This window comes from Paenibacillus sp. YYML68, from assembly GCF_027923405.1.
In the GTDB taxonomy this organism is placed as follows: Bacteria; Bacillota; Bacilli; order Paenibacillales; family NBRC-103111; genus Paenibacillus_G.
Window position 1 is genome coordinate 3,833,988 of record NZ_BQYI01000001.1, and the last position, 23,480, is coordinate 3,857,467.

Consider the following 23,480-nt stretch of genomic DNA (forward strand, 5'->3'; position numbering starts at 1 on the left):
TTCGATTCTTAATTATACATAAAAAGGAGACCTCGCGGTCTCCTGCATCTCTCACTATCGTGCGCTACTTGGTGCTATTCGTATTGTACGAGTGAAATCACTTCAACGCCGTCCAGCTTCTCACGGCCGTTCAGCTCGAGCAGCTCGATCAGGAACGCTGCGCCGACGACCTCGCCGCCCAGCTGCTTCACGAGATTCATCGAGGCTGCAATGGTGCCGCCAGTTGCGAGCAGATCGTCGGCGATCAGCACCTTTTGCCCTGGCGAGATTGCATCGCTGTGCATCGCCAGCTTATCCTTGCCATACTCGAGCGCATAGTCAGCCTCGATCGTCTCGCCTGGCAGCTTGCCGCTCTTGCGGATCGGCACGAAGCCGACCCCGAGCGCTACAGCAAGCGGAGCGCCGATGACGAAGCCGCGCGCTTCAGGCCCTGCGATGCAATCAATCTGCTGACCCTCCAGCCGCTTCACGAGCTCCTCAATGACGGCCTTGTACGCCGCGCCGTCGTTCAGAAGCGTTGTAATGTCTTTGAAGCTGATGCCGGGCTGAGGGAAGTCCGCAATTTCGCGGATATACGATTTGTAGTTCATACGATTTCCTCCAATATAGGTTCACTAGTCATAAGGTGGTCAGTCAATAATTCAAGCAGCTCCCTGGAGGAGGAGTACAGTAGCTGCTGCTCCGCCTCCGGACGCTTCAATCTGGCTTGATATAAGGTAGACGATGTCAGCTCTCTCTTCTGGGCTGCAGCCACGAGGCGGAAGCCGCCCTCGATACGCTCGGCTAATCCGAGCTCAGTGAATACGTCGAGCATGAACCGTACGAGACCGACAGATACTCCTGCGCGCTTCGCAATCGCTTGCTCGTAAGCGAGCACCGAGCCGACTTGATGTCCATTCTTATCGAGCAGGGACGCCGCGCCGTACACCGCCTTGAACATGTCGCGATCCGGTACGGTCGACGCCTGCCGATCTATCTCGGAGCTGCCGAACAGCGCGAAGTACCTGTGCACGGACAGTGCCGATGTCGTGACTGACTGCAGCTGCTTCATCGTATCGGGAACGGTGTACAGCACGATGTCGCTCGCCTCAGAGATCGATATGAGCTCAGCAGCCAAGCCATGAGGCGCTGCTGTGCCGAATACATCGACCGTCCACACCGCCGCCTCAGCATCGAGCTGACGCAGGGCGTCCGGCACATAGGAGCCGAACACGATGACGACCGGAGGCTTCCGAGCAGGACGCTCGCCCCCCGGCAGACGCTTCAGCCGGTCCAGCACCTCGGCAAGCTTGCGCTCCGGCTGAGCGGTGCCTCGCCAGTCGAACAGCTGTACGCCTGGTACACATAGATCCTGCACCATAATTTGAGGCCGACACGTGCCATTCCATTCGTTCAAGGATAGCTCGCCGATCACGTTCATCCGAGCGGACGGCGAGATCCACTCGCCTAGCGCGCCCTTCCCGAACGCGATCGCTTCCACCCCGGCCGCCGCCTCCAGCGAGCTCTTCAGCGTCAGCTTCAAGTGCTGATGCTCCTTGCCGAGCGTCCGCTGCTCGCTCACATGCAGCTCAGTGAACGTGAAGCGCGGAGCCGGGTTGCCCATGCCGAACGGGCCGAGCTGCTCCAGCTGCCGAATGCTGTCAATATGAATGTCCTCGAACCGGCACTCCAGATCTGACTGCATCACCGGTATATAGTCTTCCGGCTGCAGCCACTCCTGCGCGAGCTGAATCATCCTCGCCTCCAGCTCTGGCAAATGATCTCTTGCGACTGTCATACCTGCCGCCATCGGATGGCCACCGTAATGCTCCATCAAGTCGTCGCAGCGGGTGAGCGCCTTGTACATGTCGTAGCCAGCGATGGAGCGGGCGGAGCCCTTCGCCTTCCCGGTGTCCGGATCAATGCCGAGAATGATCGTCGGCCTGTAATACCGATCTACCATCTTGGAGGCGACGATGCCGATGACGCCGACGTTCCACGATTCGTCTGCCAGCACGATGGCCTCCGGCAGCTTGCCATCCGCCGCCTTGCGACGCTCGACCATCGATGCAGCCTGCTTCGTCATCTCATCTACGATCCGCTGTCGCTCCTTATTCAGCTGATCGAGCTCATGTGCCAGATGCTCGGCCTCCTGCTCGCTGTCAGTCGTCAGCAATCGGACAGCCGTATCAGCACTAAGCAGCCTTCCGCTTGCGTTGATGCGAGGAGCGATCGCGAAGCCGATATGGGTCGAGTTCACATCCTTCAGCGCAATACCGGCTACGCCGAGCAAAGAGCGTATTCCATAGTTCGTCGTGGAGCGCATGCGGGCAATGCCTTGCTTTACCATAATGCGATTCTCTCCAGATAGGTGCATCAGATCCGCGACTGTACCGATTGCGACGTATTCTAGCAGCTCCTCCGGCCAGCGGCCAAGCAGCGCCTGAGCCAGCTTGAAGCTGACGCCGACGCCAGCCAAGTGCTTGAACGGATACGAACAGGTTGGCTTCTTCGGATTGATGATCGCGTAGGCATCAGGCAGCCGCTCCGGCGGCTCATGATGATCCGTCACGACGACATCGATACCAAGCTCTGCAGCATAAGCGATCTGCTCGACAGCGCTGATCCCTGTATCGACAGTGATGATGAGGGACACGCCTGCTTCCTTCGCTGCATCGAGCGCCGCCGTATTCAAGCCATAGCCCTCATGCACCCGATGCGGTATATACGTATCGAAGCGGCAATCGAGCTGCTGCAGCAGCTTAACCATAAGTGTGGTGCTGCTTACCCCGTCCGCATCGTAATCGCCATACACGCGAATATATTCGCCAGCCTCGACGGCGCGGCGAATACGCTCGACAGCCTGCTCCATTCCGTCCAGCAAGTACGGATCGTGCGTATGCTCCGTTCCTCCGTGTAAAAACTGAGCTGCCTGCTCGATGTCCGTCCAGCCGCGTACCGCAAGCAGCTTGGCCACGAGCGGGGGCACGCCTAAGGCTTGCTCCAGCGTCTGTGCGATATGCGGCTCCGGTTGACCGACCGACCATCTTGCCTTCCCCTGAAGCATACGTGTCGATCCCCCTTTTAGTTAAAATCGTGCTGTGCCTATCAACGATAGACCTATCGTTTAGTGCAGCAGCGTCGGCAAATCATCGTGTTCGAGACCTTCATTCTTATATGGATAGCCCGGGTCGTAAGGATTCACGTGTACGAACACGTCCGATACATGGATGAAGCGCTTCATCAACGTCTGCTTCACCGTTTTGGCGATCTCATGACCTTCGAATATCGAAATTTTCGGATTCACGCTGATTTTGACATCTACAATGACGTAATGCCCGTGCTCTCTCGCCCGCAGATCGTCAATCGAGATAACACCCTTGATCCGCTGCACCGTATCGAGCAGATCCTTCGCATCCTCTTGGTGCAGAACGTGATCCATCGTACGATGAGCCGCGTCCATCATGATGCGATAGCCCATACGGATGATCAGCACTGCAACGAGCAAGCCTGCAATCGGATCGAGATAATACATGCCCGGCACGCCAAAATAAGCGCCCGCCATTGCACCGCCAATACCAACGAAAGCGGCGATGGACGAGTAGACGTCTGAGCGGTGCTCCCAGGCGCTAGCGATCAACGCTTGGCTGGACAGCCGCTGACCGAGCCTATACTTATATTGAAACATAATTTCCTTCACGACAATAGATAGAACGATGACAATTAAAGCCAAGCTCTTCGGTGGGCCTTCTACTCCCTCCAAAAACACCTTCACTGTTGTAATGCCGACCTCAAGCCCTGCTACCATGAGGAGAACGGACAAGACAATAGCCGCGATGGGCTCCGCCTTGCCGTGACCGTACGGATGATCCTCGTCAGGAGGCAGCTTCGCGGTACGAAGTCCGATCAGAACTGCAATGGAGCCAACGACATCGGAGGCTGAATGGACAGCATCAGCAAGCAAAGCCTTACTTTGCGCCATAATGCCTGCAGCCGCTTTGATCAGCGTCAAGACGACGTTCACTCCTATACCAATCCACATGCCGACTGACGCCTGTTTATATCGTTCCTCTGTCATGGGGCCTCTCCTCCATGAAAGTATCGTTTCGTCAAAGCCTATACAAGTACAACAGCCGCCGCAGCATGCCTATGCGCGGCGGCCGTTTTTCTATTGCTTACGCTGCAGCTTTCTTTTTGGAACCGATCGACTTGTTCTTCAGCAGCAGCCAGATTGGACTTGCGATGAAGATCGAAGAGTATGCCCCGCTAAGCAAGCCGAGAATCATCGCAAGCGAGAACAACCGAATCGCCGGACTTCCCATGACGAACAGCAGCACCGCGGCGATGAATACGGTCAGCACCGTATTAATGGAGCGCAGCATCGTCTGCGATATACTCTTGTTCACAAGATCAGCCAGATCTTCGAACGACTTCAGCTTGGAGAAGCGCAGGTTCTCACGAATCCGGTCAAATATAACGATCGTATCGTTGATGGAATAACCGATGATCGTAAGCACTGCGGCGACGAACGGCAGGTTAACCTCGAGACGGAAGATCGAGAATACACTGATGACGATGAACGCATCATGCAACAGAGCGACGATCGCTGCCACTGCGAAGCGCCATTCGAAGCGGATGCTGACATAAATAATGATTCCGACACTCGCAACCAGAACGGCGTATATCGCCTTCATTGCCAGCTCCTTCGCAAGCTCGGTGTCGACCGTATTCTCTTCCTTCGTCACCTTGTCACCATATACGGACTTGAAGGCGTCCTCTACCTGCTTCACCTGCTCCTGAGACAGCACCTGATCGAAGCGTACGGTCACACGATCACCCAAGTCGCCGCCAATAATCGGCGGAGTCGCTGGCGACTGACCGGCACTCTTCAAGATCTCAACCGCCTTCGCCTGCTCCACCGCTTGTCCGCCTGTAGATATATCGAGCGTCGTGCCTGCCTTGAAGTCAACGCCCAGATTCAGGCCTGAGAACAGCAGCGTCGCAATGCCCAGTATCGTAATGACGATGGAGAATATGAACGCCTTCTTGCGATTACCGACAAAATCATAATTAAAGCGCATTAATCTCGGACTCCTTTACTCCAAAGTACTCCGGCTTCTTCAACCAGTTGCTACGAATGAGCAAATACAGCAGCCATCTGGAGAAAAGGACGTTCGAAAGGATACTGACCAGAATGCTGAAAATAAGCGTCAGCGCAAAGCCTTGAATCGCGCCTGTTCCGAGGAAGTACAGCACCGCACCGGCCAAAATCGTCGTCAGGTTCGCGTCGATAATGGTGCGCAGCGAGTTGCGCGAGCCAGCCTTCAGCGACGACAAGGCACTCTTGCCGCTGCGCATCTCCTCTTTAATCCGCTCGTACGTAATGATGTTGGCGTCCACGGCCATACCGACCCCAAGCACGAAGGCGGCAATACCAGGGAGCGTCAACGTTGCGTTCATCATATAGATGATGCCAAGTAGCAGCCAGATGTAGGCAATGATCGATACGCTTGCGACCAGGCCTGGAATCCGGTAAACGAAAATCATGAATAGTAAAATTAGGATGGAAGCGACTACACTAGCGCGTACGGTCTGCTCCAGCGACGCTTGTCCGAGCGAGGCTCCGACAGACTGCGTATATTTCTCCGTCAGCTTCAGCGGCAGCGCACCGAGATTGATCGTGTCGCGCAGCTTCCGCGCTTCGTCGATCGTATAGTTACCGGAGATCGTCGCCTTGCCGTCGGATAGCACAGCCTGTACGATCGGAGCTGACAGCATCGTCTCGTCAAGGTAGATTGCAAGCGGCTGACCGAGCAGCTTCTCCGTCACGTTCTTGAACTTCTGAGCGTCCTTCACGGTGATGTTGATCTGCGGACGATTCGCCTCATCGAACATGAGCTCAGCTCCGCCCTGAACGAAATCGCTGCCGATCATCTCCTTCGTGCCATCCGGTCCACGGAACGTCAGCTCAGCTGGCTTCTTCAGGATTGCTCGAACTTCGTCCTCATTCGTAATGCCGGCAATACGAACACGAATACGGTCCTTGCCCTCAGTCGTAACCTCCGGCTCGGCAACACCGGAATCGTTCGCCCGCTTCTCGACGCTGCGCGCCGTCTCCAGCAGCGACTCCTTCGTAATCGTCTGTCCCTCTTCAATCGGCTCCGCAACGTACAAGATTTCAAAGCCGCCCTTCAAATCCAATCCGAGCCTGATATCCTTCATCAAGCTTGGGCTGGTCAGACCGATCGCGCTTAACACGATGATGACCACCGCGAAAAACGCGACAATACGCTTAGTATCCATTAACGTTCTCCTTCCACACCTAGGTAGTCCTATTATAACCACCTGCGAAAATCGAGTCAATTTAGCAAGAAACGCTCGAAAACGGCACGAATACATGCCGCAAAGACTCCCCTCTAGCGCTGGGAGTCTCTGTAGACGCTCATCGTCATCCAATTCATGAACGACGTCACCTTCAACGTCAATATATCGTTGACGATGCGATGCAGCGGTGGGAGCCCCTTTTTCCGATAGCTGTCGCTGACGCATTCCCATATCTCCGCTCCCGTTACCCGCTCATAGCCGATCATACGGAACTCCTCCGCCTTGCTCCGGCATATGTCCTCGATCACCTGGTTCAGCTCCTCAGCTTCCATCAGCTCAGACGATCCCTCTGCGCCTTGCTCCGTCCAATCCGTGTCCGCCAAATGCTGTTCGATCTGAGCTTGATCGACCTCACTGGCTTCAGCATCGTCAGCGCCAGCCTCCAATGCTTCCGATGAGTCCATCTCATGCTTCTGAGCTTGGCCCGGTGCCGTCTCAATCGTCATGGACGCCCAGTCCATCATGGTCGGCTGCGCACGCCTCTCAGGAGCATCCACTGCCGCGGCAGACTCATCCGAATAGAACAGCTCCATATAGGGCACCTGCTCAGAACGTGCATCTTTATGATCTCTCTCTTCCTCTCCCGAAGCGGCTTTTTCCTCAGCCTTCTCATGATCCGTCGCTTGCGCTTCTCCGCTGCCAGACTGCAGCTGCTTCTCGTCGCTCATCGATAGTACCCCCTCCCGTTTCGCAGCTCACTCGTTGATCTAACAATTCGCTATATTTGTCGTTTCTCCTGCTTTCCTTGCGTCTATAGACCTGTACAAAAATGTGTGCATGCAGGCGGACATGTTCGGCATATTCATGTAGTACACGCCCTAGATACTCTCTGCCCAGCTCGAAGCTTCCATAGCAAGCTCCGATCAAGTGCTCGGAACCTGTTATTTCATGAGAAAAGAGGTTATTCCGTTGACGAAACAATCGTTTATAAAAGGAACGCTGATCTTGCTGGCGGCCGGTATTATTAACCGCATACTCGGTTTTATTCCACGAATGACGCTGCCGAGAGTCATAGGCGCCGAGGGCATCGGCTTGTACCAGATGGGCTGGCCATTTCTGGTCGTTATTCTAACGATCGTGACAGGCGGTATTCCGATTGCTGTAGCCAAGCTCGTCGCGGAAGCCGAAGCTGAAGGGAATAAGGCGAGGGTCAAGATGATATTCCGCTCCGCCCTCGTGCTTGCCACTATACTCGGTGTGCTGTTCACAGCTCTAATCGTCGTTGGCGCCGAGTGGATTACAGCCCATCTGTTCACAGACCCGCGCGTCTACTATACATTCCTATGCATGACGCCGATCGTTCCGCTAGTTGCCATATCCTCGGTGTATCGGGGATACTTCCAGGGCCGTCAAAATATGATTCCTACGGCACTGTCTCAAGTGACCGAAACACTCGTTCGCATCGTTACCGTTCTGCTATTCGCGTATATGATGCTGCCGTACGGAATCGCTTACGCCGCAGCGGGCGCGATGGTCGGGGTCATGAGCGGTGAGATGTGCGCGCTGCTCGTGCTGCTGCTGCTGCATCGGCAGGAGCTTGCTCGCGAATCAGCCTACACAGCAGCGAGGAGAGCAGTCTCTGCCGTTACCACAGCATCGGCTAGCGCCTGGACGAGCCTGAAGGAGCTCTTGAAGCTGGCTGTGCCGGTAACTGGCAGTAAGCTTGTAGGGTCGGGCTCTTTTTTCCTCGAGTCGATCATGATTGTACAGAGTCTCGCAGCAGCCGGCGTCGCGACAGCAGCAGCTACCGCTCAGTATGGCGCCCTGCAGGGCATGGTCATTCCGGTGTTGCTGCTGCCGAGCGCTCTGACCTATTCGCTTGCCGTCTCGCTCGTTCCTTCGTTGTCCGAGGCGGCAGCCAAGGGCGATATGAGAACGATCCATGCGAGACTGCACCAATCGTTACGGCTCGCCCTTGTTACCGGTGCACCGTTCGCCGCCCTCATGTATGTGCTCGCCGAACCGATCTGTACCTATCTATATGCAGCGCCGGAGGTTGGCGCTATGCTACGCCTGATGGCCCCCGCTGCTCTCTTCATCTACCTGCAAGCACCGCTGCAGGCAGCGCTGCAAGCTCTAGATAAGCCCGGCGCGGCGCTTATTAATACACTGATCGGCTCGGCCGTTAAGCTTACGCTCATCTGGTTTCTTGCCAGCCGTCCGGAATTCGGCATTCTTGGGGCGATCGTAGCGATCACCGTCAACATTATGCTCGTCACCATCTTGCATGGCTACAGCGTCGCCCGTCTGCTCAAGTTCCGAATGGCCGTTACCGATTTCATCAAGGTTGGGGCGTGTATGGCAGGGTCGGGGTGGGCAAGCGTAGTCGTCATGAACAGCAATTGGATTGAAGGCGGACTTAGCCGGTTTCTGACCGCTTCCGCTATTGGGTTCAGCTGCTATATTGTGCTCGCACTGCTAACCCGATTAATCGAGAAGGACGACGTGCTCCGAGTCGTGCTGCTAGGCAAGAAGCTGGTGAAGTAAGCTGCTTGCCTCTACCTTTTCTTATCGATGAACCATTTGCCGCGATGATCGATGGAGCAGAAGAAGACGTCCTTGAAGTCGTTCACGCCGCGCTGCTGCAGCTCCCTCTTTAGCCAAAACCGGGTTTGATCAAGCTTCGCCAAGCTTTCCTCCTGCACCTTCCCATCCATAATTAAGGGCAAGGGCAAGCCTTCATACCGAATGCTGTGCTTCGGCTCGGACTTGGAGGTGGTCTTGATCGAGGCAAGCTGGTCCTTCCGCGCGACTGTCAGCTTGCCGGACGGCTCGAGTATGGCGAATTCAACGTCCGCCGGGTTCAACACTTTATTTTGCCGCAGCTGATGAAGCAGGTCGTCCAAATTGTAGCGCTGCTTCGCCATTTCGGACTGATTCATACGTCCATGCTCCATAATGACGGCCGGTCGGCCCTCGAACAGCCGCCGCAGCCGTTCGCTCTTCATCGAGATAAAGGCGATTAGAATCTGAATGCCCACGAGCGTGACCATCGGCAGAAGTCCCTCAATGATCGGTTTGCGGATGTCATCGAGCACGAACACCGCGATTTCCGCAATCATAATGGAGATGACCAGGTCAAAGATCGACAGCTTGCCGATCTCGCGTTTGCCCATGATCCGCATCATCAGAAAGACGAATATGTACACCAAGACCGTGCGCAAAAAAAGCGTCCACAGCTCCATGTGACTGTCCCTCCCGCAATTGTGGCTCAATGAGTATTGTGACCTTGGGGAGAGCCGCTCATTCCGTAGAAATGTTGGTAAGACTGTCATCGTCTTAGACGAATAATTTGTGAAACAAGCCCATAAAATGGGACTAACTCTATCAAGCCCGGGGAGGTTTGCTACCTAATGAACCGTTCGCCACTGTTATCTGGACTTATGTATTCCACCGTCATTACATTGCTCGGCACGTTGCTAGCCTCATTGCTCCTACTCGCTACTGGCCTATCGGAAAGCTCATGGCTGTCGACGACGCTCCTCGTCCACGGACTATCGCTGCTCATCGGTGGTGTGTTGACCGGCAAGCGCTGTGAATCGAAGGGCTGGTACCACGGCGGCATGCTCGGCATGCTCTATACGGGCATCGTCTGGATGATCGGATTTCTAGCATACGACAGCGGTGTCACGAACGAGCTGCTGATGGTCGGCGGTATCGCGCTCGTTGCGGGAGCATTCGGAGGCGTGGTCGGGGTGAACATGAAGAAGTAATACGCCGCGTAAGCAAAAAAGCATGTGCAGGAGGCGAGCCTCTTGCACATGCTTTTTCAATGTGACGAATAATGACACGAATTACTTGCCCTCTTCCGTCTCAGGCGCCGACTTCACGGAATTGACCGCGGAGCGCTCGAACGTCAGCTTCGTGACGTCGTTCACACGAAGAATAACCGTGTCGTCGGTCAGCTCTACAAGAGTACCGTGCAAGCCGCCGATCGTGACAACCTTATCGCCCTTCTTCAAGGCGCCCAGCATCTGGTTGCGAGTCTTCTGACGCTTCTGCTGTGGACGAATGAGTAGGAAGTACAGAACAACAAACATTAGGACGAGCGGTCCGTAGGTAATCAGAATGCCTTCGATGCCGCCTGGTGAAGTTTGGGCCGTAGCCAACAACATGTGCAGTTCCTCCGTTTCGATTGTTCTAGCCTGAAATAAAATATGTAGAAAGAGTGAAGCCAATCCTCAAAGCAAGCGGGCGCTCGCTTGCGAGCACTAGAATCCTTTGCTATTCTCATCGATGCCGTATTCGGCAAAAAACTGATCCCGGAAGTCGAGCAGTCTGTCCTCGCGAATCGCCTGCCGCACGCCACGCATCAGCTCGAGCAGGAAGTGCAGGTTATGATATGTCGTCAGTCGTATACCGAACGTCTCATCGGCCTTGATGAGATGGCGAATGTATGCACGCGAGTAATTCTGACACGTATAGCAGGAGCACTTCGGATCGAGCGGTCCGTAATCACGCGCGAACTTCGCATTGCGGACGACGAGTCTGCCCTCACTGGTCATGACCGTACCGTTACGCGCGATACGGGTCGGCAGCACGCAGTCGAACATGTCGATCCCGCGAATGGAGCCCTCCACAAGCGCATCCGGCGAACCGACACCCATCAAGTAACGGGGCTTGTTCGCAGGCATGAGCGGCACCGTGTAGTCGAGCACCTCCATCATGAGAGGCTTCGGCTCACCGACGCTAAGTCCTCCAATAGCATAACCCGGGAAATCCATGGAAGTCAACTCAGCGGCGCTCTGCTTGCGCAGGTCCTCGTACATGCCGCCTTGGATGATGGCGAACAGCGCTTGATCGTCCTTGCGGCTATGCGCCTCGAGACATCGAGCTGCCCAGCGTGTCGTCCGTTCGAGTGACTGCTTCGCGTAGCTATGCTCCGCCGGATAAGGCGGGCACTCGTCGAACGCCATAATAATGTCGGCGCCGAGCGCATTTTGGATTTCAATTGATTTCTCCGGAGAGATGAACAGCTTATCGCCATTCAAGTGGGAGCGGAATTGAACGCCCTCCTCCGTAATTTTGCGCATCTCGCTGAGCGAGAACACCTGGAAGCCGCCGCTGTCGGTCAAGATCGGACGATCCCAATTCATGAAGCGGTGCAGGCCGCCCGCCTCCTTCACGATCTCGTGTCCCGGTCGGAGAAACAGGTGGTATGTGTTACTTAATATAATGTGCGCGTCCATCGCCTTGAGCTCCTCGGGGCTCATCGTCTTCACCGTAGCCTGCGTGCCGACGGGCATGAAGGCCGGCGTCTCGATGACGCCGTGAGGCGTATGGACGCGGCCGAGTCTTGCTCCGGATTGCTTGCACGTTTTGATATGCTCGTAAGTTACTGCCATCTGGAATCACTTCTTTTCATTCAAATTGCTTGCAGGCCAAAGTTAGCCGTCCGTATATAAACTAGTCAGGCGATTAATATATAAACATCGCGTCGCCGAAGCTGAAAAAGCGATACCGCTGCTCGACCGCTTCCTTATAAGCAGCTAGGATGTGCTCTCGGGTCGCCAGCGCACTGATCAGCATGAGCAGCGTCGACTTCGGAAGATGGAAGTTCGTGAGCAGCGCATCGACGATGCGGAAGGAGTAGCCCGGATAGATGAAGATGCCGGTCCAGCCGCTGCCCGCCTCTAAGCTGCCGTCCTCCCTCGCGACAGACTCGAGCGTTCGTGCGCTCGTCGTGCCGACAGCAATAACGCGTCCGCCGCTAGCCTTCGCGCGATTCACCAGCTCCGCCGTCTCCGCCGACACCTCGTAATACTCCTCGTGCATGTCATGAGCCTCAACGTCGTCAGCTGCAACAGGACGGAACGTGCCGAGTCCGACATGCAGTGTGACATAGGCTAATTGTATACCTTTTTGTTCCAGCCTATTCAGATACGCCTCGGTGAAGTGCAGACCTGCCGTCGGTGCGGCGGCTGAGCCCTGATGCTTCGCATAGACGGTCTGGTAGCGCTCCCGCTCGGGCAGCTGCTCCTTAATGTAAGGCGGCAGCGGCATGTGGCCGAGCCGGTCGAGCAGCTCATTGAAGATGCCCTCGTACGTGAAGCGAAGCACCCGCGTGCCCATCTCGCCCTCCGCCTCTACGGTTGCGACGAGGAGTGGGCTAGAGCTGGCAGAGTTGTGCGACGAGTGAGTGCTCGGCGATTGGGCGTTCGAGGCCTGGGCGTTCGAGGCCTGCGCGTTCGACGACTGGGCATTTGATGCCTGAGCGTTCGACGACTGAGCATTCGATGCCTGCGGGTTCGACGACTGGGCATTCGACGATGGAGTCGTGAGCGAGTCACTTGAATCGCCGACTGTAGTAGCTTGCTGTGAAGGGTCGTCGGCCGAGCCGAAATGAATGACTGCCCCTGCCTTCAGCCGCTTGCCCGGACGCACAAGAGCTTCCCAAGCGTCGCCCTCGAGCTGCTTCAGCAGCAGCACCTCCACCTTCGCTCCTGTGTCTGGCTTCACGCCAAAAAGCCGGGCTGGAATGACTCGCGTGTTGTTCAGCACGAGCACATCCCCGGCTTGCAAATATTGCTCCAGCTCCTCGAACTGGTGATGGCGAACGTACCCAGAGCGCTTGTCGAGCGTCAAGAGCCGCGATGCTGTACGGTCCTGCAGCGGCGTCTGCGCAATCAGCTCCTCCGGGAGCTCATAGTCAAATAAGTCTACCTTCATCTAATACATTCCGTCCTTGTCCTTAAGTCTATATCAAGCTGCGTCATCCGCAGAGCTTCGATCGTCGTTGCGTGTAGCTTGGCACTGGTGCGAGTAGATCACGATGATCCGCAACCTTCGCGTGCTGGTCCATGAAGCTAGGCGCTGGTCCGTAGAGCTTACTGCTTGGACAGCTGCGCTCCCGGATAGTACGCTTCTAATATCTTGGCGTAGCTATACCCGAGCTCGGCGTAGCCCTTGGCGCCCCATTGGGACATTCCGAGTCCGTGACCGAAGCCGGTGCCCTTGAACAGAAACTGCGGCTTACGAGATACTGGAGTTACGCTATTGCCTGCGCTCAGCACGAAGAAGTGCTCTCCCTTCATCTCTGTGACAGCCCCTGAGGCGCTCACCGCATAGAGCGGCTTGCTTGCTTCACTCTGATCACGAGTGCTCCCGTTCGCTCCCCATATAGTATAGCGTCCTGTCTGCTCGATTTCAAACCGCGTGCTCGGCAAGCCGCCGAGCAGCGTACGCAATGAATCGGGATACGTCGTCTTCACCGGCTGACCGTTGACCGACACCTCCATCACGCGTCCTGACGGCCCCCGCTTCGTCACCTCGAGCTTGTCCAACGAAGCGGTAGCCGAGGCTGCAGGAAGTGAGCCGGCCATCCGTTCCCTCAGCTGCTCCGCGCTGTATGGACCACGAATCCAGGAGAACGCATTCGACTCCATCATGTCGCCGATGACGAGGAATCGGTCGTTCCGATTCACCTTGGCAATAGCCGGGTTCGTCACATCGCTCACGTAAGGCGCGGAGCGAACATTCACCCCGTCCTGCGCCGACTCGTAATAAGGAATGCCGAACGCGTTCTGCTCATTCGTCTTATGCGTCAGATCGGAGCGGATGTAGCCGAGCACGCCTGTCGGCAGCACGACATGCAGCCATTTCAGCTTGCCCGCCTGCGCTCCGTCGTCAGGAGAAGGGACGGGCTTCAAGTAAGGCAGCGGATTGCCCCATACTTCGGTAGGATCGGCGGTCATGCCGCCTGCATTGGAGTAGTACAACGGCTCGATGAGTGCTCCATTATAGCGAAGCACCTCGCCCTTCGTCGCCTCCACCGCCTGACGGGCCGCTGCGAACTCGCCCTCTATCCCCTTGTACATCTGGTCCGTCGTCGTGTCGGACACGCTGGCGATGCTGTATTTATCCGGCTTCTGCTTCAATATATAAGTGCGCGCCGCTACCGCCTGCGCCTTCAGCGCCTCGATCGGCCAGCCTGCGCTCAGCTCGGAGCCGAGCACGCTCTCGACATACGTCTCGAGCGGCAGCTCGTTGATGACAGCAAGCTTCCCGTTAAGCGTCGTCACCTCGATGCCGCCGCGATACGAACGCCCTGAACGCTCCTTCACCCGCACACCGTCTGTTGGATCGGCAGGTTCGACCCACAGCTTCGCCTCACCTGAGATGGTGTAAGCGGCTATCGACTTCAGCTTACCATCCACGCCTGTCACCGCCCCGGACTGCTTCAGCACGTACGACTGCCCAGACTCCAGCGCCGCCACCTTCACTGCAGGCAGCGCAGCCGCCAGCTTCGCCTTCAGCGCGGCGAGCGCCGCTTCGTCGGGCTCGTTGCCGACGAGCGCCGCGTAGCCGCCGCCGCTCATATGGGCGACGCCCGCCGGGTACCCGGCAGCCTCAAGCGCAGCGGCCTGTGCCGCCGCCTGCGCCTCGTCGGCGTAGCTGCCCGCGCTGTAGCGCAGCGGGCCGCGCACCGCTGCGCCCTTGTGCTTCGCCGCCGCTGCCGCCGCCTGCTCCTTCGCGGGGAACGGCCCCGAGAAGAGCACATACAGCGGCTTGCCCTGCTGCGCGCGCTGCCAGATGCCCACAGCTGCGCCGCCTTCGGCCGCCGCAAGCGCCTCGGCGGCCGCTTGCACTGCTGCTGCATCAGCCGATTGCAGCAGCTCCGCGTAGTAGCCGTCCGCGTACACTCGGACGGCTTCGCCCGGGCCGGCCGCGGCGGCCGGCCGCAGGCCGCCCGCTTCGCGGATCGCGAGCGTCAGCCCGCGATCCGCCTCCAGGGCGGCCGCTGGGGTCGTGGCGCTATAGCGGCCCGACTCAATGAACAGGGCGACGCGCACCGGCGTCTGCCCGGATGTAGCTGCCGCAGCTGCGCTTGCGGCAGTTGGGCTCGCAGCCGCCGGTGTCGCGGCGGCTGCCAGCTGCTGCGCCTGCGGCCAGGGCGCTGCCTCGCGACCGGCGCCGAGAGCGCCGGTCGCGAGCAGCGCCGCGCAGGCGAATACTTTGGCGGCGGCATGGGCACCGCCGCCGCCAGTCCTTCTCGGGCGCCACTTCTCCCGGCGCCCCGCTCGTTCGTTGCTCATGCTCGCGATTTCCCTCCTCCAGATTCACAATATCAGCATCATCCCACTACACGATTGGCGCATATCGCTCAAGCACAGCTGCAAGCCAAGCTACATCACATGACTCCACATGACCGCTCATACGCATACTCCGCCTGTGCCTGCATCCCAACGATTATCGCTACCCCCGCTTCGGCATCGGCAGCCCGAGATGCTTGCAAGCGCTGTCCGTAATCATCCGTCCGCGCGGTGTCCGCTGCAGGAAGCCGATCTGCAGCAAGTACGGCTCATAGACGTCCTCAATCGTCTGGCTCTCCTCGCCGATCGAGGCCGCAATCGTATCGAGGCCGACAGGACCGCCTTGAAAATTCAATATAATCGCCCGCAGCATCTTATGATCGATCTCATCGAGCCCGAGCGGATCGACCTGAATGCTCTGCAGCGCCGTTCGCGCAATATCCAGCGTAATGATGCCGTCGCCCTTCACTTGAGCAAAGTCGCGCACCCGCTTCAGCAGCCGGTTCGCAATACGCGGCGTCCCTCTCGAGCGCATGCCAATCTCTCGCGCAGCCTCGCCGACGATCTCTGCCTGCAGCAGGTCAGCCGTCCGGCTAACGATGTAGGTCAGCTCGTCTATCGTGTAATATTCGAGCCGACTGACGACGCCGAATCGGTCGCGCAATGGCGCCGATAGCAGACCGACCCGCGTCGTCGCGCCGACGAGCGTGAACGGCGGCAGGTCGAGCCGCACCGAGCGGGCGCTCGGCCCTTTACCTATAATAATATCGAGCGCATAATCCTCCATCGCCGGGTAGAGCACCTCCTCCACCGTCCGGTGAAGCCGGTGAATCTCGTCGATGAACAGAACGTCGCCCTCCTGCAGGTTCGTCAAGATCGCCGCCAGGTCGCCTGGCCTCTCGATCGCAGGTCCGCTCGTCGTCCGCATACTGACACCCAGCTCGTTGGCGATAATGTTCGACAGCGTCGTTTTGCCAAGACCCGGTGGTCCATACAGCAGCACATGATCGAGCGCCTCCTTGCGCATCTTGGCCGCCTCGATATAGATCTTCAAATTCTCCTTCGCCTGCGCCTGTCCAATATACTCAGCCAAGTAACGCGGACGCAGACTGAACTCGACAGCCTGATCCTCCATCATCAAATGCGCGGAAATGATGCGGTCGTCCATAGGGCACACTCCTCTCTTGCTTAAGCACTACATCCCAAGCCCCAGCTTCGTTCAAGCCCAATCAAGACATCGATTGCTGATAAATCGCCTTAAGCGCCAGCTTCATCACCGTGTCGGTCGTTTCGCCGCCCTCAAGCTTCGGCTTAATCGCCTGTCCGGCCCGATCGGCCTCCGCCTCCGTATAACCGAGCGACATCAGCCCAGCCTTCGCCTCCGCCCATGCGCCTCCACCAAGCGGCTCTGCAGCCACAGCGCCTATGCCCATCGATACCGCGTCCGCTTCGTCTGACGACCACGCGCCGAGCTTGTCCTTCAAGTCGAGCACCATGCGCTGGGCCGTCTTTTTCCCAATACCCGGCAGCTTCATGAGGAACGTGATGTTATCCTGACGGATCGCCGCTGCAATCGTCTCCGGCTTGCCGCCAGCGAGTACGCCAATCGCCACCTTCGGTCCGATGCCGCTGACCTCGAGCAGCAGCCGGAACAGCCCCTGCTCCTCCCGCGTCGGGAAGCCGAACAACAAGTGCGCATCCTCACGCACGTGATAATGAATATATAAGGTGACTTCTCCGCCATCCTTGCCGTCCTTCGCCGCTTCCTTCGCCCCCACCGCATATGGATTCGCACAAAATACGCGGTAGCCAACGCCTCTGACATCAAGCACGACGAACTCCGGATCGCGATGAGCCACCGTTCCTCTTAGAAAGTCGATCATCGTCTCATCGCTCCGTTCATTTTATCTAACAAGCCCGACGAATGCGCATGACAGATGGCAACCGCTAGCGCATCGGCGACATCATCTGGCTTCGGCACCGCGGACAGCTTGAGAAACATCTTCACCATCTCCTGCACCTGCTTCTTCTCGGCCTTACCGTAGCCGACGATCGCCTGCTTCACCTGAAGCGGCGTATATTCGCCGATCGGCAGCCCCTTCTGCACCGCAGCCAGCATGAGCACACCACGCGCCTGACCGACGGTCAGCGCTGTCGTCACGTTGCGATTGAAGAACAGCTTCTCGATCGCCACCGCGTCCGGCTTATATTTGTCAATTAGCTGCACCATCGCCTCATACACCTGCTTCAAGCGAAACGCATCATCGGTATGCGCCTCCGTCTGAATCGAGCCGTATTGCACAGGCGTCAGCTTATGTCCTTCTTTATCAATGAAGCCGAAGCCGACAATCGCAATCCCCGGGTCAATGCCTAATACGCGCAACTGTTCATCCAGCTCCTCTGCCCGTTGCTTCTACTGCGAGAAGCGAACATATGTATTCACCTGCCCATTATATCAGAATTTATTCACGATGAACACGCCAATAAGCCCCTGCCTCCACTCCAGCAGGAGTGATCAGCAGGGGCTCGGGATTCCTTGAGCCATAAGCTACATCTATCTATTCGTTCGCGAGCACGCTAGCACTCGGCTATTCCACGGCAGCAGGCTGCATCGCCTTCTCCGTCACCTCAACTGCATAATCGCTAAGCGTCGACAGCACGCTGTTGTAATCGTCCAGATCGTGAATACGGATGCCCTGATACAGCTGCCTAACGGTCTCACGGGGCAGACTGCTCTCCAGATGCTCAATGTTAAGCTGGAAGAAGGTGCGCATCACATGGTCATTCCCCGAGCCAGGCACACCCTCGAAGATCGACAAGTTCCCCTGTACGTCTAGTCCGAAGTAGGCACTCTCCTTACAGCGGGGCGACAAGTCGTTGATTGTCTCAACGAAGTAGACCGCCTCGCTCGTTTCACTTAAGCTGACGGACATTCTCGGATGCTTCAAGTAATAGTCGAGAATGCCGGACGCATCCAGCACGCCGATACGCTCTACCTCCTCGCCGCACAAGTACGCCTTGCGGGAGTATGCTTCTCTTTTTCCTGATAGCCCACTGATCATCGCCTTAACCTCTTCCTCCGGATTAGTTTCCTCGTCGTTCAAGCTGCCGCCGAACACGGCCTTGTCCTTCCAGCGCTCCCATTCTACGCTTGGCCGGGCTCCCTCCTCCTGCCCCGTTCCTTGGAGCCATGCCGCCCCGGCCCCGATTATGATCAGCATCACGGCCAAATTAAGCCATCGCTTTTTCCTTCTAAACCTTCGCTTCAGGTGCTTTTTTAACTGACTCCAAAACGCGCTTATGGTCATCACATCGACCCCCTCTATATACACCTTTATGATTTACTATTTTTGCCATGAGAGTCGACGTTTATACGGTTTCGGTGTATACTTAAGAGTGATGTTGCTATGAAGGGAAGTGGAATTTTACCGATGCAGTCGTTTCTGAAAGAAGTATGGGCTTGGGTCCGATCCATCGCAGCCGCCCTCGTCCTTACGATCTTAATCGGCATGTTCATCTTCCAGCCGACGAAGGTGCTGGGCAAATCGATGGATCCTACGCTTTACGACCAGCAGCGCATCTATGTGTCGAAGCTGTCACATACGTTTCGGTATGAGCCTGACTACGGTGATATCGTCATCATCGACAGCCGTGTAGACCGCCCGCGCACGTGGAAGGATGATCTGCTGGAGCATCCGCTTATTCGGTTGATCCGCGACCAGGAGGATCCGAATATGTATGTGAAGCGCGTCATTGCCAAATCCGGAGATGCGGTCGAAATCAAGGATGGCCAAGTGTTCCTTAACGGCCAGCTGCTGGACGAGCCGTACGTGAAGGAGCCCATGTATCCTGAACCTCCCCGCACGTGGACTGTTCCGGAAGGTCACGTCTTCGTCCTAGGAGATAACCGCAATAACAGCAAGGACAGCAGGCAGATCGGCTTCGTTCCGTTCAACCATGTGCTTGGCATTAAATTTTAGATGTAAACTAAAGCAGGCCATCCGCAGCGACTTTCGTTCGCTGGCAGATGGCCTTTTTCATTATGAATAATTAACTACGTTCATCTATCTTACGTATTCAGCCAAGGACTTGTTCTTCTGACACGCTGCTCCTCCTCGGCCTTGCGGCGGTTACGCTCCAAGAGGCTTGCGAGACTGTCCTGCGCGGAAGCTTGGCGCGTCTCGCGCTTCCCCTTGGAAGCTCGCTTATCTTTATCCTTCACGGCCTTCGTCGCCGCTAACGGTGATTCCGCTGCCGGCATGTTCGGTGCCTCGTTCTCAAGATCGGTGAACGGTGCATTCACTGCTGGGTACGGCATATTGCTTGCGAACGGCATCGCGCCGAGCCCCGGATACGCATGCACCTGGAACGGCTGATCCATGAACGGATAGCTGCCTGTCATGTGCGGTACCATTGGAGCGCCGTAGTATTCATTACCGTGAGCTGGGTGCCCTGGGTATGGGGCGTAAGGTGATACAGCCTCCGGCTGGTATGGGTGGGGCACATTCGGCTGTCCGCAGCCGCAGTCGGCATCTCCTGCCACTGGCGCGTTCGCAGTCGGGTATGGCATATTCGGATAACCGACGATGCCTGCATAAGGCGCATTCGCCATCGGTGCAGCATACGGCATATTCGGCGCCATGTTCGGCATCATGCCGTACGGCAGCTCCGCTTGTGGCGGCATATTCGGTGCCATGTTCGGCATCATGCCGTACGGCAGCTCCGCTGCTGGCGGCATATTCGGCGCCATGTTCGGCATCATGCCGTACGGCAGCTCCGCTGCTGGCGGCATATTCGGCGCCATGTTCGGCATCATGCCGTACGGCAGCTCCGCTGCTGGCGGCATGTTCGGCGCCATGTTCGGCATCATGCCGTACGGCAGCTCCGCTGCTGGCGGCATATTCGGCGCCATGTTCGGCATCATGCCGTACGGCAGCTCTGCTTGTGGCGGCATGTTCGGCGCCATGTTCGGCATCATGCCGTACGGCAGCTCCGCTGCTGGCGGCATATTCGGCGCCATGTTCGGCATCATGCCGTATGGCAGCTCCGCTGCTGGCGGCATATTCGGCGCCATGTTCGGCATCATGCCGTACGGCAGCTCTGCTTGTGGCGGCATGTTCGGCGCCATGTTCGGCATCATGCCGTACGGCAGCTCCGCTGCTGGCCCCACGTTCGGCGCAGAGGCATATGGCGCTGCGAACGATTGCGTCATGTTCGGATAAGCAGGCAGCTCCGGCTCCTGACCCCACGGCTGAGCGCCTGCCTCTACTGCAGGCACCTCATATTGCTGGAACAGATCGACGGACGGAGGCATCTGTCCGGCATGCACCGGTCCTCCCGGGAGCTGCGCCCCGTACGCTGGCTGCTGCATCCACGGCTCATTGGATGCATACGGCAGCTGCTGCGCCATATTCGGCATTGGCGACTGCATGACTGGCGCCTGCTGCGCCACATTAGGCACGGCCTGCTCCATTACCGGAGACTGCTGTGCCATATTCGGCATCGGCGGCTGCATAACTGGCGCCTGCTGCGCCATATTCGGCATCGGCGGCTGCATCATCGGTGCCTGCTGCGCTGCGCTTGGCGCTTCATTCAGCTCAACCGGCAGCTCTGGCAACGGCGTCTCGCTGACTGGAGCCATCTCCGTCGGCAGCGACTGTGCCTGTAGCATCGACGTATCAGCCTTCGGCTGCTGACTTGCATCTGCAGCTGCGCTCGGCTTCGGAATATAGACGAGCTCGCCGGTCATGAGCACGTTCGGATTTTTCAGCTGAGGATTCGCCGCCACCATCGCTGCAAGAGGAATGCCCCACGCCTTGCCCAGCTTCCACAACGTGTCACCCTGCTGCACAACATGCTTATATAGATAGTCCGTAGGAGGCTGCAGAGGCTTCGGCGCATTCGGCACCTTCACCTTCATTCCGACATCCAGCACATCCGGATTCGGAATTTGCGGATTGGCCGCAATCAGCTTGTCGAGCTCCACGTTGTACTTCTCGCAGAGCTTGTAGAGAGTGTCGCCCGGTTTCACGATATGAATTTTCAATGCATAAACCTCCTTCAGTTTTGCGCTGTAAGCAGCCCGTAACAAAATGACATTATCAGTCTATGCACGCCTTCTGGGCATTTGACCGATTTTCATTCGAAAATTTTCAGCTCCACCTCTGAAAACAAAAAAAAGCCATTCGCACGCGCTCTAGACGAGCATCGTCGAATGGCTGGAGAACACAGCTACATAGCCGGATAAGAGTAGGCCTTGTAGCAGCCCATAATGCGCACCTGACAGCCGATCGCTTCAATCTCTTGAAGAGCGGCAGGCAGCAGCACCGTATCCATCGATTCCTCAATATCAATATAGAAAAAATAATTGCCAAGCTTCTTCTTCGTCGGACGCGATTCGATCTTCGACAGGTTGATACGCCGCCAAGCGAAGGCCGACAGCACCTGATGCAGAGCGCCCGGATAATCCTCGGGCAGCGTCACCAGTATGGTCGTCTTCACGTACGGTGCAGGTCTCAGCTCAGGCTTGTCCCGGCCGATTAGTACGAAGCGCGTGTAATTGTTCTGATGATCCTGCACCCCGGCCGCAACCGTCTCAAGACCATACAGCACTCCCGCGCCGATCGGAGCGAGCGCAGCGACGGACGGATCGTTCAGCTCCCGTACGAGACGGGCCGCCTCGCCGTTGCTGCCGACCTGCTCCAGCTCCACATGCGGCAGCAGCCGGCGCAGGAAGCGCTGGCATTGCGCCATCGTCACCGAATGCGACAGCACCTTGCGTATCGAGCGGCAGACGGCCGCCTGATCGAGCGCCTCCTCGTCTCCATGCGGAAGCCGAAGCAGGTTAATCGAGATCGGGTATACCCACTCGGCTTGAATCGGCAGCTCCACCTCATGCACGAGCCAGTCCATATGAAGACTGACCGAGCCCTCGAACGTGTTCTCAATCGGAATGACGCTGTAATCCGTCGATCCATTCACTGTGGACTGGAACACATCAGCGATAAGCTTGTAGTTCACATACTCGAACGTCTGCTCGCCTAGAAAATGGTGCGCCGACTCCTCCGTAAACGTCCCGGGTCCGAGTAACGAAATCCGTTTCATCCTACACGCTCCTTCTTAAGGGCATCCTCTAGCGTCTCATTTGACTCCTCAGGGGCCAGCACATCGACACGTACTCCCTGCTTGTCCGGGTTCAGCCATAGCATCGTCGCTTCAATGCCTTCCTGCTTCAGCTTGCCGAGCATGAAGGACTCAAGCACTGCCTTCTCGATCGAATCGCGGTCGACTAGCGCCAATATCGTCGGACCGGCTCCGCTCAGCGCAACGCCTAGCGCGCCGTGATCGGGAGCCTCCTCCAGAATAGCGGCCAGACCAGGCACGAGCGTCGCGCGATACGGCTGATGCAGCGCATCCTTCATCGCCGGCTTGATCATATCGAGACGACCCGTACAGAGCGCCGCAACGAGCAAGGACGAGTGCCCGACGTTGAACACCGCGTTCTCCAGCGACTGCTGCCGAGGCAGCACGTCCCTAGCCTTCTCCGTCGACAGCTGAAAATGCGGAATCGCCACGAGCGCCTCCAGCCGTTCATGCGGCTCGACGCGTATGTGCTCCGCCCGCTTCCCGTCCCAGAAGGCGACGAGAATGCCGCCGAAGAGAGACGCCCCGACGTTGTCGGGATGGTGCTCCAGCTCGGTCGCCATCTGGAACAGCTCGTCCTTCGTCAGCGGCTCGCCGATCAAGGCGTTCGCGCCTACGAGCGCCCCTACAATAGCGGATGCACTGCTGCCAAGCCCGCGCGTCAGCGGAATATCGCTGTACATCGCAATGTCCAGCTCCGGATGATGGACGCCCGCCCGCTCGAACACGAGCTGGGCGACCTTGTAGATCAGATTGCTCTTGTCCGTCGGGACGCCGTTCATCTGATCCCCATACAGCGTAATCCGTGTCTCATCCGCAATACTCATGTCGAGCCATGCGTACAGCTCCAGCGCCATGCCGAGCGTGTCGAAGCCGGGTCCCAGATTCGCTGTGCTTGCAGGCACCTTCACGCGCACCTTGCGCCTCGTCGATTCATTCATG

General features: G+C 57.4%; 21 protein-coding genes. 3 read left to right on the forward strand and 18 right to left on the reverse strand.

The annotated features are described in order from the left end of the window. Positions 1 to 74 precede the first annotated feature (74 nt). The 6 genes from PAE68_RS17215 to PAE68_RS22715 all read right to left on the reverse strand — a co-directional run bounded on the left by PAE68_RS17215 (position 75) and on the right by PAE68_RS22715 (position 7,031). Entirely contained in the window at positions 75 to 590 is a 516-nt protein-coding gene (locus PAE68_RS17215) for an adenine phosphoribosyltransferase (RefSeq protein WP_281888978.1), read from the reverse strand. Continuing rightward, positions 587 to 3,046: a single-stranded-DNA-specific exonuclease RecJ gene (gene recJ, locus PAE68_RS17220; RefSeq protein ID WP_281888980.1), complete on the reverse strand. Its 2,460-nt coding sequence runs from the start codon at positions 3,044 to 3,046 to the stop codon at positions 587 to 589. The genes PAE68_RS17215 and recJ overlap by 4 nt, the downstream gene beginning before the upstream one ends. A gap of 60 nt (positions 3,047 to 3,106) precedes the next feature. Further along, on the reverse strand, positions 3,107 to 4,057 hold the full coding sequence (locus PAE68_RS17225) for a cation diffusion facilitator family transporter (RefSeq protein WP_281888982.1): 951 nt from the start codon (positions 4,055 to 4,057) through the stop codon (positions 3,107 to 3,109). A gap of 97 nt (positions 4,058 to 4,154) precedes the next feature. Beyond that, entirely contained in the window at positions 4,155 to 5,060 is a 906-nt protein-coding gene (gene secF / locus PAE68_RS17230) for a protein translocase subunit SecF (protein ID WP_281888984.1), read from the reverse strand. Next, positions 5,050 to 6,282: a protein translocase subunit SecD gene (secD, locus tag PAE68_RS17235; protein WP_281888986.1), complete on the reverse strand. Its 1,233-nt coding sequence runs from the start codon at positions 6,280 to 6,282 to the stop codon at positions 5,050 to 5,052. The genes secF and secD overlap by 11 nt, the downstream gene beginning before the upstream one ends. Before the next feature lie 113 nt (positions 6,283 to 6,395). Beyond that, the gene (locus tag PAE68_RS22715) at positions 6,396 to 7,031 is read right to left on the reverse strand and encodes a post-transcriptional regulator (RefSeq protein ID WP_309299340.1); all 636 of its coding nucleotides are present in this window, start codon (positions 7,029 to 7,031) and stop codon (positions 6,396 to 6,398) included. 241 nt (positions 7,032 to 7,272) lie between these two features. Here PAE68_RS22715 and spoVB point away from each other — a divergent pair, with 241 nt between their 5' ends. Further along, entirely contained in the window at positions 7,273 to 8,850 is a 1,578-nt protein-coding gene (spoVB, locus tag PAE68_RS17245; protein WP_281888988.1) for a stage V sporulation protein B, read from the forward strand. An 11-nt stretch (positions 8,851 to 8,861) separates the two neighbouring features. On the opposite strand, the gene PAE68_RS17250 is transcribed toward spoVB, so the two are convergent. Continuing rightward, positions 8,862 to 9,548, reverse strand: coding sequence for a DUF421 domain-containing protein (locus PAE68_RS17250; RefSeq protein WP_281888991.1), 687 nt, complete (start codon positions 9,546 to 9,548; stop codon positions 8,862 to 8,864). 168 nt (positions 9,549 to 9,716) lie between these two features. Between PAE68_RS17250 and PAE68_RS17255 the strand changes: the two genes are divergently transcribed. Beyond that, the gene (locus PAE68_RS17255; RefSeq protein ID WP_281888993.1) at positions 9,717 to 10,076 is read left to right on the forward strand and encodes a TIGR04086 family membrane protein; all 360 of its coding nucleotides are present in this window, start codon (positions 9,717 to 9,719) and stop codon (positions 10,074 to 10,076) included. Positions 10,077 to 10,157: 81 nt separating this feature from the next. Here PAE68_RS17255 and yajC read toward each other — a convergent pair whose 3' ends face one another. The 8 genes from yajC to PAE68_RS17295 all read right to left on the reverse strand — a co-directional run bounded on the left by yajC (position 10,158) and on the right by PAE68_RS17295 (position 18,703). Continuing rightward, positions 10,158 to 10,478: a preprotein translocase subunit YajC gene (gene yajC / locus PAE68_RS17260; protein WP_281888995.1), complete on the reverse strand. Its 321-nt coding sequence runs from the start codon at positions 10,476 to 10,478 to the stop codon at positions 10,158 to 10,160. A 96-nt stretch (positions 10,479 to 10,574) separates the two neighbouring features. Further along, on the reverse strand, positions 10,575 to 11,708 hold the full coding sequence (tgt, locus tag PAE68_RS17265) for a tRNA guanosine(34) transglycosylase Tgt (RefSeq protein WP_281888997.1): 1,134 nt from the start codon (positions 11,706 to 11,708) through the stop codon (positions 10,575 to 10,577). 73 nt (positions 11,709 to 11,781) lie between these two features. Beyond that, on the reverse strand, positions 11,782 to 13,032 hold the full coding sequence (queA, locus tag PAE68_RS17270; RefSeq protein ID WP_281888999.1) for a tRNA preQ1(34) S-adenosylmethionine ribosyltransferase-isomerase QueA: 1,251 nt from the start codon (positions 13,030 to 13,032) through the stop codon (positions 11,782 to 11,784). A gap of 158 nt (positions 13,033 to 13,190) precedes the next feature. Next, complete coding sequence (locus PAE68_RS17275) at positions 13,191 to 15,398, reverse strand: SpoIID/LytB domain-containing protein (RefSeq protein ID WP_281889000.1); 2,208 nt, start codon at positions 15,396 to 15,398, stop codon at positions 13,191 to 13,193. A gap of 160 nt (positions 15,399 to 15,558) precedes the next feature. After that, the gene (gene ruvB / locus PAE68_RS17280; protein WP_281889002.1) at positions 15,559 to 16,563 is read right to left on the reverse strand and encodes a Holliday junction branch migration DNA helicase RuvB; all 1,005 of its coding nucleotides are present in this window, start codon (positions 16,561 to 16,563) and stop codon (positions 15,559 to 15,561) included. A 61-nt stretch (positions 16,564 to 16,624) separates the two neighbouring features. Then, positions 16,625 to 17,278, reverse strand: a complete 654-nt coding sequence (ruvA, locus tag PAE68_RS17285) for a Holliday junction branch migration protein RuvA (RefSeq protein WP_281889004.1) — start codon at positions 17,276 to 17,278, stop codon at positions 16,625 to 16,627. Next, the gene (gene ruvC, locus PAE68_RS17290) at positions 17,275 to 17,778 is read right to left on the reverse strand and encodes a crossover junction endodeoxyribonuclease RuvC (RefSeq protein ID WP_281889006.1); all 504 of its coding nucleotides are present in this window, start codon (positions 17,776 to 17,778) and stop codon (positions 17,275 to 17,277) included. The genes ruvA and ruvC overlap by 4 nt, the downstream gene beginning before the upstream one ends. A gap of 205 nt (positions 17,779 to 17,983) precedes the next feature. Continuing rightward, positions 17,984 to 18,703 carry a BofC C-terminal domain-containing protein gene (locus PAE68_RS17295; RefSeq protein WP_281889008.1) on the reverse strand — a complete coding sequence of 240 codons (720 nt, stop codon included), beginning with the start codon at positions 18,701 to 18,703 and terminating at the stop codon, positions 17,984 to 17,986. A 123-nt stretch (positions 18,704 to 18,826) separates the two neighbouring features. On the opposite strand from PAE68_RS17295, the gene lepB reads away from it, so the two are divergent. Further along, positions 18,827 to 19,375 carry a signal peptidase I gene (lepB, locus tag PAE68_RS17300; RefSeq protein ID WP_397379503.1) on the forward strand — a complete coding sequence of 183 codons (549 nt, stop codon included), beginning with the start codon at positions 18,827 to 18,829 and terminating at the stop codon, positions 19,373 to 19,375. Between the two features lie 89 nt (positions 19,376 to 19,464). On the opposite strand, the gene PAE68_RS17305 is transcribed toward lepB, so the two are convergent. The 3 genes from PAE68_RS17305 to thrB all read right to left on the reverse strand — a co-directional run bounded on the left by PAE68_RS17305 (position 19,465) and on the right by thrB (position 23,479). Then, on the reverse strand, positions 19,465 to 21,441 hold the full coding sequence (locus PAE68_RS17305) for a LysM peptidoglycan-binding domain-containing protein (protein ID WP_281889013.1): 1,977 nt from the start codon (positions 21,439 to 21,441) through the stop codon (positions 19,465 to 19,467). A gap of 185 nt (positions 21,442 to 21,626) precedes the next feature. Beyond that, on the reverse strand, positions 21,627 to 22,499 hold the full coding sequence (gene pheA, locus PAE68_RS17310) for a prephenate dehydratase (RefSeq protein WP_281889015.1): 873 nt from the start codon (positions 22,497 to 22,499) through the stop codon (positions 21,627 to 21,629). After that, complete coding sequence (thrB, locus tag PAE68_RS17315; protein ID WP_281889017.1) at positions 22,496 to 23,479, reverse strand: homoserine kinase; 984 nt, start codon at positions 23,477 to 23,479, stop codon at positions 22,496 to 22,498. The genes pheA and thrB overlap by 4 nt, the downstream gene beginning before the upstream one ends. Position 23,480 lies beyond the last annotated feature (1 nt).